Below are 12,742 nucleotides of genomic sequence, written 5' to 3'. Positions count from 1 at the left end.
ACCGCAGGCGAAACGCGCATTTTTGCGCGCGAAATCGGCGATTTTGTCGGGTATTTGTCAGCTAATTCGACGCGCACACGCGGCGTTCAGGCGTCAGCGATCGCGTCGAACTCGCGCTGTCCCCTGGACGTGATGCGCAACACGCGCGGGCTGCTCGTGCGCTCGACCCAGCCGCCCTGCGTCCACGAATCGAGCAACGCCGCGCCGAGTGCGCCGCCCAGGTGCGGCCTGCGCTCGCTCCAGTCGAGGCAGGTGCAGGCGAAACGGCGCCGCCGCGTGCGCAACGCCGCCACGTCCACGCCCCAGGCCGCGAGACGCGCCGCGCCCGCGGGCGTGGCTTCGAGCGTGTCGCCGTCGCGCACCAGCAGGCCGCCGTCCACGAGGCGTTCGAACACCTGCACGGCCACTTCGCCGGCCATGTGGTCGTAGCAGGTGCGCGCATGGCGCATCTCGAGCGGCACCGTACGCGCGCGGCGCGGCGCGGGGCGCTGCGAGGTGACGGCGTTGGACACCTGCGCGACGTTCATGAGCGCCTCGATCGCCGCGGCGATCTCGGGGTTGGCGATGCGGTAGTAGCGGTGGCGGCCGCGCACGTCGAGCGCGAGGAGCCCGCCGTCGGTCAGGCGCGCGAGGTGGCCGCTCGCCGCCGAAGGCGACAGGCCCGCAATCATCGTGAGCTCGCCCGCGGGCCGCGCGCTGCCGTCCATCAGCGCCCACAGCATGGCGGCGCGGCCAGGATCGGCGAGCAGTGCGGCAACGCGTGCGAGGCCCGGGAAGTGGCTCGATTCGTCGGTGGCGGGAAGGTTCATGGCGGCTCCTTCGTGGGTTGCGATGGCGGCTGACGCCGCCCACATCGTTACTCTAGCGAAATTGCGCATTCGACGTTTCAGTCTACGCTGAAGTATCGATTGCAGGCGTTGGATAGCCCCGCGACGGGGCCGAAGCATTGCCTGCGACGGTCCGTACTGCGGCGCGCAGGAGCCCCGCGCTAAAATTGTTTCTTCACGCAATTGGCCCGGCCTTTTATGAAACGCTTTCTGGCTCTTTTTGCCGCCGCGGCGCTCGCCGCCTTGTGCGCCGCCTGTGCAGGCGGTTCCGCGCCGCCATCGTCGAGCGGCGCGAGCGGCATCACGATGTACGGCACGATCGACGAGGGCATCACGTTCCACAAGTGAGCGGCCACGCTTCATCTGGCAGTATTTGATGTTGCTTTGACCTGACTGCCAAACGCGCGCGTGCGATGATGCGGACACATCGTCAGCACCGAGTCCGCCGCCATGCCGTTTCAACCGCCGTCCCATGCCGCCGCACGCCATGTCGTGTTTGCCGTCGCGCCCGAACTCGTGCTGCTCGACGCGTGCGGCCCCGTCGAGGCGTTCTGGCGCGCCGAGCTGGCGATGCGCGCCGCGAGCGGCACAAGCGGCGGCGAGTCCTGCGCCTACCGCACGACGCTCGCCTCGGTCGCCGGCGGCGTGCTGCCCACCTTCGCAGGCATGCCCATCGTCACCGAGCGGCTCGACACGCTCGACCCCGCCACGATCGACACGCTGATTGTGCCCGGCATCCCTATCTACGACACAGCGGACGACAGCACCGCGCTGCAACCCGAACTCGTCGCCTGGATCGCGGCGGCTGCGCCGCGCGCGCGCCGCATCGCGTCGGTCTGCACGGGCGCGTTTTATCTCGCCGCGGCGGGCCTGCTCGACGGCCGCCGCGCGGCCACGCACTGGCGCAACGCCGCCCAGCTCGCGCGCCGCTTTCCCCGCGTCGAAGTCGACCCCGAGCCGATCTTCATCCGCGACGAGCGCGATGGCAGCGTGGTGTGGACGTCGGCGGGCGTCACGGCGGGCATCGATCTCGCGCTCGCACTGATCGAGGAGGACTGCGGCCATGCGGTCGCGATTCAGGCGGCGCGCCGCCTCGTCGTCTTCATGAAGCGGCCCGGCGGCCAGTCGCAGTTCAGCGCGGCGCTCGCGGCCCAGGCCGGCGCAGGCGCGGAGTTCGACGCGCTGCACGGCTGGATGGCCGCTAACCTGCACGGCGAGCTCAGCGTCGAGCGCCTCGCCGAAGAAGCGCGCATGAGCCCGCGCACGTTCGCGCGCCGCTATGTCGATGCGGTGGGGCGCACGCCGGCGCGCACGGTCGCGGCGATGCGCGTGGAGGCCGCCGCGCACGCGCTCGTGCAGTCGCGTCGGCCGCTCAAGCGCATTGCGGCCGACTGCGGTTTCGGCACCGAACAGAATCTGCGGCGCGCGTTCGAAAGGTCTTACGGCGTGCTGCCGCTCGATTACCGGGCGCGATTCGCGGCCAACTAAAAACATCGCGGATGGCGTTTCGCAAATGGCTGCGACCGTCTGTCTTATTGCGCTCGTATAATCGACGCCTCCTTACCCCACCATACGAGCCGCCGTACGCGGCTTTTCGCCATGAGCCAAGCCGAGATGAAGACGCCTACCCAGCCGCTGGACCGTTCGGAAACGACGTTCCGGTTCCTCGCCGAGCCGACTTCGGTGAACTTCGGCGGCAAAGTGCACGGCGGTGCGCTGATGAAGTGGATCGACGAGACGGCCTATGCGTGCGCCGCGGTCTGGTCCGGCCGCTATTGCGTGACGGTGAGCGTGGGCAATATCCGCTTTCGCCGGCCGATTCTCGTCGGCAACATGGTCGAGTTGCGCGCGCGCGTGGTCGCCACGGGCCGCACGTCGATGCATATTCACATCACCGTGCACGCCGGCGATCCGAAGAGCGGCCAGCTGCGCCTCACCACGGACTGCCTGATCGTGTTCGTGGCCGTCGACGAAAACGGCAATCCGATTCCCGTGCCGACCTACGTGCCGGAAACGGACGAGCAGAAGCGCCTCGCGAAGTACGCGCTCGACGTGAAGGAAGCGCTCGACGCGATCGTCGAACTCAAGCCCGAGGAAGTCGCGAAAGGACAGGTTTGATACGCGGGCACGCTGTTGCGGCAGCATGAAAAAATGGGCGGCGAGGGTTTGAACCACGCCGCCCGTTTTGCATTTCAGCCCTGCAAATCAAGCCTATTGCTTCGCGTTGCCCACCATCTCGCCGGGCTTCACCCACTCGTCGAACTGCTGCTCGCTCACGTGTCCCAGCGCGAGCGCGGCGGCCTTGAGCGTGGTGCCTTCCTTGTGCGCCTTCTTGGCGATCTGCGCGGCCTTGTCGTAGCCGATGTGCGGATTGAGCGCCGTCACGAGCATGAGCGATTCGTTGAGCAGCGTGTCGATGCGCGAGCGGTTCGGCTCGATCCCCACCGCGCAGTGATCGTTGAAGCTGAGCGCGCCGTCGGCGAGCATGCGGATGGACTGCAGCACGTTGTGCGCGATCATCGGGCGGAACACGTTCAGCTCGAAGTTGCCGCTCGCGCCTCCCATGTTTACGGCGACGTCGTTGCCGAACACCTGGCAGCAGAGCATTGTCACGGCTTCCGACTGCGTAGGGTTCACCTTGCCCGGCATGATCGAGCTGCCCGGCTCGTTCTCGGGAATCGACAGCTCGCCCAGGCCGCAGCGCGGACCGCTCGCGAGCCAGCGAATGTCGTTGGCGATCTTCATGAGGCTCGCCGCCACGGTCTTGAGCGCGCCGTGCGCGAACACGAGCGCATCGGCGGCGGCCATCACCTCGAACTTGTTGGGCGCGGTGACGAAGGGCACGCCCGTGAGTTTCGCGATGCTTTCCGCCACCTTGTGCGCGAACTGCGGATGCGCGTTCAGGCCCGTACCCACGGCCGTGCCGCCCTGCGCGAGTTCGTAGAGATGCGGCAATGACGATTCCACGTGCCTGATGCCGTGATCGAGCTGCGCGACGTAGCCCGAAAACTCCTGGCCGAGCGTCAGCGGCGTCGCGTCCTGCAGGTGCGTGCGGCCGATCTTCACGATGTCGGCAAAGGCCTTCGCCTTCGCATCGAGCGTATCGCGCAGCGTCTTGAGCGCCGGCAGCAGATGCTTCACGATGCCGTAGGCGGCGGCCACGTGCATCGCGGTCGGGAACACGTCGTTGGACGACTGGCCGCGGTTGACGTCGTCGTTCGGATGCACCTTGCGCGCCTCGCCGCGCTCGCCGCCCAGAATCTCGCTCGCGCGGTTCGCAATCACCTCGTTGAGGTTCATGTTGGTTTGCGTGCCGGAGCCCGTTTGCCAGACCGCGAGCGGGAATTCGCCCGGATGCTTGCCCGCGATGATCTCGTCGGCGGCCTGCATGATCGCGTGCGCCCTGGTCTCGTCGAGCACGCCCAGCGAGAGATTCACTTCGGCCGCGGCGCGCTTGATCGTCGCGAGCGCGGTGATCAGTTCCGGCGACTGCTTTTCGGTGGAGATACGGAAGTTCTGCAGCGATCGCTGCGTCTGCGCGCCCCAAAGCTGCTGGGCGGGCACGGCGATCTCGCCGAACGTGTCCCGCTCCATGCGGACGTTTTCGTTGCTTGCGGTCATTTGATACTCCGGTGATTGAGGCGGCGCCTTCGGCTCGCGCGGCTTGCGCTGCGCAGGAGAGCGCCGCTCTTGTGGCGGGTTCGGATCCGCGTGGTGGCTGGGCTGCGGCGGCGCTGCGCGTCTCGCGTGACAAAGGTGACGCAAGCGGCTTCGCGGCTGGCTCGACGGCGGACGGTACGACGTAAGTCAAGCGTTCTACGTTTTGCGCGCCCGATAGCGACGTGCGCGCAAAGCCGCTTCAAAGCTGGCTATCGACCGGCAACAGCAAGAATAGCCCGGTTAGGACATTTCTGTAGAAACCCGCACCTGGGTCGAGGTTGTAGGTGCGGATCATGCCGTTCTCCTCGTCGGTCCAGACGAGCGCCGAGTTGACCGTCGTGCCTTTGAGCAGCGCCAGTTGCGCGGGCGTCGCGAGCGTCACGCGGTAGCTCACCTGCGGCGAGATCGCGCGCTTGAACAGGTCGGCGACTTCATGCGCGATCGTCGGACTCTCGACGGTGAGCGCAAGCTCGGTGTTCAGGCGCGCCGAGCGCGGATCGAGATTGAGCGAGCCGATCACGAGCGTGCTGTCGTCGATCACGTAGGCCTTGGCGTGCAGGCTCGCGCGCGAGCGCGAACCGACCACGCCGAAGCGCTGCTCGTCATCGTGCTCGCCCTGCTGCGGCTTGAACTCATAGAGCTCGGTGCCGGCCTCGAGCAGCGGCACGCGGTAGGGGCTGTAGCCGGCCTGCACCGCCACGGCGTCGGTGGCGGCGAGCGAATTGGTGAGGATCGCGACGCGCACGCCGCGCGAGGTGAGCGCGCGGATGGCCTGCACGCCCGCGTCGTGCGGTACGAAGTACGGCGAGAACACCAGCACGCTGCTGTGCGCATGATGGATGCGCTCGAGCAGCGCGCGCATGGCGTCGCCCAACTCGCCTTTTTCGGTGCCCGCGATCTTGCCGGGCGAGTCGGCCACGAACGCCCATTTCGCCCAGACGAGCCCGAGCGTGTTGCCCGCGATCTGCTGCGCGAGCGGCGTGGCGTTGAGCGGCTTGGCGTTGTAGGGTTCGGCGCTTTCGCGCCAATGCTTGCGCAGGTCGTCGCGGGCGGCGTCCAGATTGTGTGCGTCGAACTCCTGATGATTGAGCACGCGCAAGGGGTAGGAGATCGAGCTGTTCCAGTACTCGTCGAAGCTTGCCGAGACGCTTTGCGCGGCCGGGCCCGCCGTGAGCACGTCGAGGTCGCGGAAGTCGATCGTCGGGCTCGCGTTGAAGTACTCGTCGCCGAGATTGCGGCCGCCGACGATCGCCACTTCGTTGTCGACGATCGTCGCCTTGTTGTGCATGCGGCGCGTGAACTGGTCGACGTTCGTGAAGAAGTTGCGCGTGCGCAGGTACATCGACTCGCTCGTGCTGCCGTACGGGTTGAACACGCGGATCTGAATGTTCGGATGGCTGTTGAGCGCGGCCATCAGGCGGTCGATGTCGTGAAAGTTCAGGTCGTCGACCAGCATGCGCACGCGTACGCCGCGATCGGCCGCATAGAGCGCCGAGCCGAGCAGCAGCTTGCCGGTGGTGTCCTCGTTGGCCATGTAGTACTGCATGTCGAGCGTCTTCGTCGCCGCGCGCCCGAGTGCGACGCGCATCTGCAGCGAGTCGGTGCCGGTGGCGAGCAGGCGAAAGCCCGATTCGTCGGGGTGAGCCGCAACGGGGGCGGCGAGTGCGGCGCCGAGCGGCGTGGCGCTGGCTTGCTGTGCCGGCAGCGCCACGCTCGTCTCGCGCGGGTAGTCCGTGGCGGGCGGCCGCGTCGCGCAACCGGCGACCAGCGCGAGGCAAACGAGCGCGAAGCAGGCTCGGAATGGGGCCTGCAGTGGCTCGCGCCGCAAGGTCATGGGTTGCGTAACGGCTTCGGATCGGGCGGGATGCGCGGGCAAACGGATTCTCCATGGCGGCGCGCCGCGTGATGGTTCGTTTTCATTGCACGGCTTCACGAAGATTCTACGGGAAGCGGCCCACCTGGCTTGCGGCGGCGGACACGCTGCGTTTGCAATTTCCGGGCCGCAAGCATCTGAGGTTTGAGCGCGGCCGGAAATGTCCGCGGTTGTTCAAACGCGCTCGGTCGACGCGTTCGCAGCGCCTTGCGCATCGCGCGTGCTGCCGCGCGCCGCCTTGCCGGCCCAGTAGCCGGCGAGCACCGAGCCCGAGAGGTTGTGCCACACCGAGAAGAGCGCGCCCGGCAGGGCGGCGAGCGGCGAGAAGTAGAGTTTGCCGAGCGTCGCGGCGAGGCCCGAGTTCTGCATGCCCACTTCGATGGCCAGCGTGCGGCACACCGATTCGTCGAAGCCGAGCAGGCGGCCGCCCCAGTAGCCGCCGAGCAGGCCGATGCCGTTGTGCAGCACCACCCCGAGCGCGACGAGCGGACCGACCGTGGCGATGCTCGCATGCGTGCCGCCCACCACGGCGGCGATGATCGCGAGGATCGACACCATGGAGACGAGCGGCAGCACCGGCTCGACGCGGCGCACGAGCGAGCCCGCGAGGCGGTTCACGACGAGGCCGATGGCGATCGGCAGGCCGACGATCTGCAGGATGCTCATGAGCATGCCGCGCACGTCGACGACGATCGAGGCATCGACGTAAAGGCGCGTCAGGAGCGGCGTCGCGAAGACGCCGACGAGGGTGGAGAGCGCGCTGATCGTCACCGAAAGCGCGACGTCGCCGCGCGCGAGATAGATCATCACGTTCGATGCCGTGCCGCTCGCCACGCTGCCCACGAGCACCATGCCCGCGGTGAGATCGGGCGGCATGTGCAGCACTTTGGCGATTGCCCAGGCGGCCAGCGGCATGACGAGGTAGTGCAGGAAGATGCCCGCGGCGACCGGCGCGGGCCGCGTGAAGACGCGCTGGAAGTCGGCGAACGAGAGCGTGACGCCCATCGACAGCATGATGATCATCAGGAGCGTCGTGACGTGCGGCGCGATCGGCGCGACGAGGCCCGGATCGAAGTAGGCGAGCAGGGAAACGAGGACGGCCCAGAGCGGGAAGAGTCGGGTAATCGGGGCAAGCATGAAGGGGTGGTCCGTGAGTGGGTTCGTTATGCGTTGGCGCACGGCAAGCGGTGCCGGGGTGGCCGGCGGCGCTCGCGGGGCGCGGCTGTCTCCAGTCCCATGCAGCGCACGGTTCTTGCCCTCGTGGGACGGACGCCGCTCGCGGCGCCAGGCGCGTATTTTAACCGGTCGAGCCGGTGCGGCCCGGCCGGTTAAGTAAACGCTTCAGGCTGCGCTTCAGGCCGCACGGCTCGCCGTGGCGGCATGAGCCGGCGAGCGCCGGCTCATGCGGTGAAAGCGCCACGTCATGAGCACGGCGACGGTGGTCAGCCCGGCCGCCAGGCCCCACCAGAGCCCGAGCGCACCGAGGCCGAAGTGAAACGCGAGCGCGTAGCCGAGCGGAAAGCCGATGCCCCAGTAGCCGAGCGTGGCCGCGAGCATCGGCACGCGCGTGTCCTTGAGGCCGCGCAGGCAGCCCGAACCCACGGTCTGTGCGCCGTCGACGATCTGGAAGATGGCCGCGACGCCGAGCAGCGTGGCGGCGAGCGAAACGGTGTGCGCATTGGCCGGGTCGTCGAGATGCAGGTAGAGCCCGACGATCCAGTGCGGCGCCAGCACCATCACGAGCGCCGAGAGCGACATGAAGCCGACGCCGAGCCCGAGTGCGACGAAGCCCGCATGGCGCGCCGCGCGCGGCACGCCCGCGCCGGACCAGTAACCCACGCGCACGTTGGCCGCCTGGCCGATCGCGAGCGGCACCATGAACGTGACGGAGGCCACGTTCAGGGCGATCTGGTGCGCCGCGAGCGGCGTCTCGCCGAGCAGGCCCGCGAGCAGGCCGGTGGCGAGAAAGAGCGTCGCTTCGACCGCATAGGTGATCGCAACCGGCCAGCCGATTGTGAAGAGTTCGCCCATCAGCGGCGCAGTGGGCCGGCGCGCGACGACGAAACGCTGGTGCGAAGGTCGCAGGTGCAGCAGCGCCATCAGCACGAACGCGGTGAGCCACACGGTGATCGTCGTCGCCACCGCCGAGCCGAGAAAGCCGAGGCGCGGCAGGCCCCACGCACCGTGGATCAGGCCGAAGTTGAGAAAACCGTTGATGAACACGCACGCAACCGACACCCACAGCAGGCGCCGCGCCGCGCCGATGGCGGGCAGGAACGAGCGCATGAGCCCCACGCCGATGAGGCTGGCGGGCGCGCCCCAGCGCAGGACGGCCGTGTATTCGCCGATGTGATGCGCGAGCAGTGTCGGCTCCCCGAGGGCGCGCAGGATCGGCTCGGCAAACGAGAGCAGCGCGAACGCCGGCACCGAGAGCAGCAGGGACAGCGCGAAACCGGTCCAGTAGATGTGCGGCACGTGGCTTTCGTTGTCGGCGCCACGCGCCTGCGCCACGCTCACGCTCACCGAGGTCAGCACGCCCTGCAGCACGGTCACCACCACGAAGAACAGGTTGGCGCCGAGGCCGCCCGCGGCGAGCGCGTCGGCGCCGAGCGAGCCGAGCAGCACCGTGTCGGTCACGCTCATCGCCATCTGCGAGAGCTGGGCGATCGCGAGCGGCCCGGCGAGGCGGGCGGTATCGGCGGCATGGCGGCGCAGTGTGGGCGGTGCGGCAACGGCGCGGCGGGAAAGCGTGGTTCGAGTCATGAAAAACAAGCGGCGCGAGATAAGCGCGCCGCGTGGCAGGGTTCGTCTGTCAAAACTGAAAGCTTATTGCGAGACAGCGACCTTGTCGATCCAGATGCTCAAATCTGGTGCATAGCCGGCGCCTGCGGACAAGTTTCGGCGGGGCTCACTCGCTCGCCTTGATGGCAATGCGCGTGTCGCCGAGCAGCACGGCCTGGCCCGCGCGGATCTTGCACGTCTTGCGCAGCTCGACTTCGCCGTCCACCTTCACCGCGCCCGAGGCGACGATCTGCTTGGCCGAGCCGCCGCTGTCGGCGAGTCCGGTGATCTTCAGGAGGTTGTGCAGTTCGACGTAGTCGCCGGTCAGCGTGAAATCGAGGTTGGGCATGGCGGATTCAGATTCGAAAGGCGTGCGGCTAGCGCGCGAAGGGTGAGCATCATAAGCGATGGCAGCCTGCCACAGCGTCTGTCACCGAATTCGTCACATCCGGGGGCCAGATGTTATGAATTCGTCAGTAAATGAAACGTTGAGTAACGTCGCGGGACCTCACGGCGATCTTCATACCAAAATGGTTTCACCCGGATCGACAGCGCCGCCCAGGTCTTTCCTGCGCGGCTCCATCGAGCGGGGGTGCGGATGTGGCGGACTTGCCCGCTGCAAAAGCGCCTTCGGAACCACTGCAAAGAGGATACGCCATGACCCAGATCGCCAAGCTGCTCACTGCTACCGCCGCTTTTGCCACCGTGACCACTGCCGCCGTGTTCGCGCAGGGCGCGTATGCCCAAAACGCGACTCAGGGCGCGACCCAGGCCGGCGAAGCCCCAACGATGGCGCCTTCCGGCGCACCGGCCATGGCGCCCGGCGCCGCCCCGGGCCAGATGACCGGCCAGGCGCCGAGCCAGGCGCCGGCGGCCGCGGGCATCGCGCAGCCCGCTCCCGCGCCGCAGGGCGTGACCGCACCGCAGTCCGCCGACCCGCTGGTGCAAAAGCGCAACGCGAACGCGGCGGCGAACGCCGAATACCGCAGCGCGAAGAAGTCGGCGAACGCCGAGTACGGCGACGCGAAGAAGCAGGCGAAGTCGCAGTACAAGGCGCAGGTGAAGGACGCGAAGATCAACCACAAGGCCGACCGTCAGGCCAACGACTCGGAAATGAAGGACCAGATGAACGGCATGTCGGCCCAGCAGCAGGGCGGCCAGTCGCAGTGACGAGCGGCTGATGCCGATGGCGCCTGCGCCCTCTGGGGCGCAGGCTTTGCCAGGCTTGTAAGCGGCGGCGTCCGACAACGGGCGCCGCCGTTTCGTTTGGTGACTCCCGGAGGTCGGCGGCGAAACGCGCCGTGGCGTTGTCGTTAAATCCCGCCAGATCGCCGTGGAATCAGGCGCTTGCGGACGCATGGTGTATGGATATACAGTATGCGTCGCTCCTTCCCGATTCGCCACGTTCATCGTCCCAGCGCCCGCCGTGTCCACCGTTTCCGTTGCCGATTCCTCCGTCTCCGATGCCAGCCAGGCGCGCGCCGAAGCAGCCAATGCCGTTGGCGCGTGGCTCGCGAAACTCAACGATGCGCAGCGCGAGGCCGTCGAACACGGCGGCGAAGCGGGCTACGCGCCCGGTTCCGCGCTGCCGGGCCCGCTGCTCGTGATCGCGGGCGCCGGGTCGGGCAAGACGAATACGCTCGCGCACCGCGTCGCGCATCTGATCGCGGGTGGCGCCGACCCGCACCGCATCCTGCTGCTCACGTTCTCGCGGCGCGCCGCGCAGGAAATGACGCGGCGCGTGGCGCGCATCGCTGCCAGCGCCCCAGGCGCGGCCGCCGTGCTCGCGCAAGGGCTCAGTTGGGCGGGCACCTTTCACGGCGTGGGCGCGCGGTTGTTGCGCGAGTACGCGGATCACATCGGCCTGTCGCCGGCGTTCACGATCAACGACCGCGAGGATTCCGCGGATCTTATGAATCTGGTGCGCCACGAGCTGGGTTTCTCGGCCAAAGAAAAGCGCTTCCCCTCGAAATCGACTTGCCTCGCGATCTATTCGCGCGCGGTCAATACGGGCGACTCGCTCGCCAATGTACTCAACCGTTCGTTCTCGTGGTGCCTCGAGTGGGAGCCGCAGCTACGTGCGCTGTTCGCCTCGTACGTGGACGCCAAGCAGAAGCAGAACGTCCTCGACTACGACGACCTGCTGCTCTACTGGGCGCACATGGCCGCGGAGCCGGCCATCGCCGCCGATCTCGCGGGGCGCTTCGATCACATCCTCGTCGACGAATACCAAGACACCAATCGCCTGCAGGCTTCGATCCTGCTCGCGCTCAAGCCCGATGGCCGCGGCCTCACCGTGGTCGGCGACGATGCCCAGGCGATCTATTCGTTTCGCGGCGCGACCGTGCGCAACATTCTCGACTTCCCGGCGCAGTTCGACCCGCCCGCGCGTCAGGTGACGCTCGAGCGCAACTACCGTTCGACGGCGCCGATCCTCGCCGCCTCGAACGCCGTGATCGACGCCGCCGCCGAGCGCTTCACCAAGAACCTGTGGACCGAACGCCCCTCGCAGCAGCGCCCGCGCCTCGTCACCGTGGCCGACGAGGCCACCCAGGCGCGCTACGTCGTCGAGCAGATTCTCGAGGCGCGTGAAGCGGGCATGAAGCTCAAGCAACAGGCCGTGCTGTTTCGCGCGGCGCACCACAGCGCGACGCTCGAAATCGAACTGGCGCGACGCAATATCCCGTTCGTGAAGTTCGGCGGACTGCGTTTTCTCGACGCCGCGCACGTGAAAGACGTGCTGGCGGTGCTGCGCTGGGCCGAGAATCCGCTCGACCGTGTAGCCGGGTTTCGCGTTACGCAGTTGCTGCCGGGCGTCGGGCCCGCCAACGCCGCGCGCCTGCTCGACCAGGTGTCAGCGTGCACGGGCGCGTATCGCGCCGCCGAGGCGCTCGCGGCTTTCGCGCCGCCGCCGCGCGCGGCCGAGGACTGGCCGGCGTTTGCGTCGCTCATCGACGGCCTCTCGATGCGCTCGACGCCGTGGCCGGCCGAGTTCGAGCGCGTGCGGCGCTGGTACGAGCCGCATCTCGAGCGCAACCACGAAGACGCCCAGGTGCGTCTCGCCGACTTGCTGCAGATGGAGAGCATTGCGAGCACCTACGCCTCGCGCGAGCGCTTTCTCACCGAACTCACGCTCGATCCGCCCGACGCGACGAGCGCCGAATCCGCCGATCCGCTGCTCGACGAAGACTATCTGATCCTTTCGACGATCCATTCGGCGAAAGGTCAGGAGTGGCGCAACGTGTTCGTGCTCAACGGCGTGGACGGCTGCATTCCGTCCGATCTCGGCGCGGGCAGCGACGAGGAACTGGAGGAGGAGCGGCGGCTGCTCTATGTGGCGATGACGCGCGCGAAGGAGGATCTGCACATCGTCGTGCCGCAGCGCTTTTATGTGCACAACCAGGTGGCGTCGGGCGACCGGCACGTGTGGGCCTCGCGCACGCGCTTCATCGCGACGCCCATGCTGCCGCTGTTCGAATCCCGCGCATGGCCGCCCGCGCCCGTGGCGAGCGCGCCGAGCGCGGCCGGACTCGCCGCAGCCGCGCAGGCGAAGGTCGAGATCGCCGCGAAGCTCAGGAAGATGTGGGATTGAGGGGGAAAG

General features: G+C 67.9%; 11 protein-coding genes. 5 read left to right on the top strand and 6 right to left on the bottom strand.

Going from position 1 to position 12,742, the window contains the following annotated elements; translation table 11 throughout:
- Window positions 1-86 precede the first annotated feature (86 nt).
- Window positions 87-809 (bottom strand): ArsR/SmtB family transcription factor, encoded by a 723-nt coding sequence (locus AB4Y40_RS04850; protein WP_368686640.1) that lies wholly within the window; start codon window positions 807-809, stop codon window positions 87-89.
- Window positions 810-1,025: 216 nt separating this feature from the next.
- Here AB4Y40_RS04850 and AB4Y40_RS04845 point away from each other — a divergent pair, with 216 nt between their 5' ends.
- The 3 genes from AB4Y40_RS04845 (at window position 1,026) to AB4Y40_RS04835 (ending at window position 2,945) form a co-directional block, all read left to right on the top strand.
- Window positions 1,026-1,175, top strand: coding sequence for a hypothetical protein (locus tag AB4Y40_RS04845; protein ID WP_342921823.1), 150 nt, complete (start codon window positions 1,026-1,028; stop codon window positions 1,173-1,175).
- Between the two features lie 102 nt (window positions 1,176-1,277).
- Complete coding sequence (locus AB4Y40_RS04840; protein WP_368686639.1) at window positions 1,278-2,315, top strand: GlxA family transcriptional regulator; 1,038 nt, start codon at window positions 1,278-1,280, stop codon at window positions 2,313-2,315.
- Window positions 2,316-2,441: 126 nt separating this feature from the next.
- Window positions 2,442-2,945: an acyl-CoA thioesterase gene (locus AB4Y40_RS04835; protein ID WP_069262939.1), complete on the top strand. Its 504-nt coding sequence runs from the start codon at window positions 2,442-2,444 to the stop codon at window positions 2,943-2,945.
- Between the two features lie 93 nt (window positions 2,946-3,038).
- On the opposite strand, the gene fumC is transcribed toward AB4Y40_RS04835, so the two are convergent.
- The 5 genes from fumC to AB4Y40_RS04810 form a co-directional block, all read right to left on the bottom strand.
- A complete protein-coding gene (gene fumC / locus AB4Y40_RS04830) occupies window positions 3,039-4,448 on the bottom strand; it encodes a class II fumarate hydratase (protein WP_368686638.1) in 1,410 nt (469 codons plus the stop codon).
- 238 nt (window positions 4,449-4,686) lie between these two features.
- Entirely contained in the window at window positions 4,687-6,321 is a 1,635-nt protein-coding gene (locus AB4Y40_RS04825) for a phospholipase D family protein (protein WP_368686728.1), read from the bottom strand.
- A 213-nt stretch (window positions 6,322-6,534) separates the two neighbouring features.
- Window positions 6,535-7,497 (bottom strand): bile acid:sodium symporter family protein, encoded by a 963-nt coding sequence (locus AB4Y40_RS04820; RefSeq protein ID WP_368686637.1) that lies wholly within the window; start codon window positions 7,495-7,497, stop codon window positions 6,535-6,537.
- 216 nt (window positions 7,498-7,713) lie between these two features.
- Complete coding sequence (locus tag AB4Y40_RS04815; protein WP_368686636.1) at window positions 7,714-9,123, bottom strand: MATE family efflux transporter; 1,410 nt, start codon at window positions 9,121-9,123, stop codon at window positions 7,714-7,716.
- A gap of 145 nt (window positions 9,124-9,268) precedes the next feature.
- Window positions 9,269-9,490 carry an RNA-binding S4 domain-containing protein gene (locus tag AB4Y40_RS04810; protein WP_028206712.1) on the bottom strand — a complete coding sequence of 74 codons (222 nt, stop codon included), beginning with the start codon at window positions 9,488-9,490 and terminating at the stop codon, window positions 9,269-9,271.
- 308 nt (window positions 9,491-9,798) lie between these two features.
- Here AB4Y40_RS04810 and AB4Y40_RS04805 point away from each other — a divergent pair, with 308 nt between their 5' ends.
- Together AB4Y40_RS04805 and AB4Y40_RS04800 are read left to right on the top strand one after the other, a co-directional pair.
- A complete protein-coding gene (locus tag AB4Y40_RS04805) occupies window positions 9,799-10,311 on the top strand; it encodes a hypothetical protein (RefSeq protein ID WP_368686635.1) in 513 nt (170 codons plus the stop codon).
- A gap of 187 nt (window positions 10,312-10,498) precedes the next feature.
- Window positions 10,499-12,733 (top strand): ATP-dependent helicase, encoded by a 2,235-nt coding sequence (locus tag AB4Y40_RS04800; protein ID WP_083245116.1) that lies wholly within the window; start codon window positions 10,499-10,501, stop codon window positions 12,731-12,733.
- The last annotated feature ends 9 nt before the right edge of the window (window positions 12,734-12,742 follow it).

The sequence above is a fragment of the Paraburkholderia sp. EG287B genome (assembly GCF_040965595.1).
In the GTDB taxonomy this organism is placed as follows: Bacteria; Pseudomonadota; Gammaproteobacteria; order Burkholderiales; family Burkholderiaceae; genus Paraburkholderia.
Note: the sequence above shows the minus strand (reverse complement) of the source record. Positions and strands in the feature narration are given on the sequence as shown.

What these genes read in the sequence shown, in the direction of transcription:
- AB4Y40_RS04850 (WP_368686640.1), bottom strand. Translation starts at nt 809, where the DNA reads ATGAACCTTCCCGCCACCGACGAATCGAGCCACTTCCCGGGCCTCGCA.
- AB4Y40_RS04845 (WP_342921823.1), top strand. Translation starts at nt 1,026, where the DNA reads ATGAAACGCTTTCTGGCTCTTTTTGCCGCCGCGGCGCTCGCCGCCTTG.
- AB4Y40_RS04840 (WP_368686639.1), top strand. Translation starts at nt 1,278, where the DNA reads ATGCCGTTTCAACCGCCGTCCCATGCCGCCGCACGCCATGTCGTGTTT.
- AB4Y40_RS04835 (WP_069262939.1), top strand. Translation starts at nt 2,442, where the DNA reads ATGAAGACGCCTACCCAGCCGCTGGACCGTTCGGAAACGACGTTCCGG.
- fumC (WP_368686638.1), bottom strand. Translation starts at nt 4,448, where the DNA reads ATGACCGCAAGCAACGAAAACGTCCGCATGGAGCGGGACACGTTCGGC.
- AB4Y40_RS04825 (WP_368686728.1), bottom strand. Translation starts at nt 6,321, where the DNA reads ATGACCTTGCGGCGCGAGCCACTGCAGGCCCCATTCCGAGCCTGCTTC.
- AB4Y40_RS04820 (WP_368686637.1), bottom strand. Translation starts at nt 7,497, where the DNA reads ATGCTTGCCCCGATTACCCGACTCTTCCCGCTCTGGGCCGTCCTCGTT.
- AB4Y40_RS04815 (WP_368686636.1), bottom strand. Translation starts at nt 9,123, where the DNA reads ATGACTCGAACCACGCTTTCCCGCCGCGCCGTTGCCGCACCGCCCACA.
- AB4Y40_RS04810 (WP_028206712.1), bottom strand. Translation starts at nt 9,490, where the DNA reads ATGCCCAACCTCGATTTCACGCTGACCGGCGACTACGTCGAACTGCAC.
- AB4Y40_RS04805 (WP_368686635.1), top strand. Translation starts at nt 9,799, where the DNA reads ATGACCCAGATCGCCAAGCTGCTCACTGCTACCGCCGCTTTTGCCACC.
- AB4Y40_RS04800 (WP_083245116.1), top strand. Translation starts at nt 10,499, where the DNA reads ATGGTGTATGGATATACAGTATGCGTCGCTCCTTCCCGATTCGCCACG.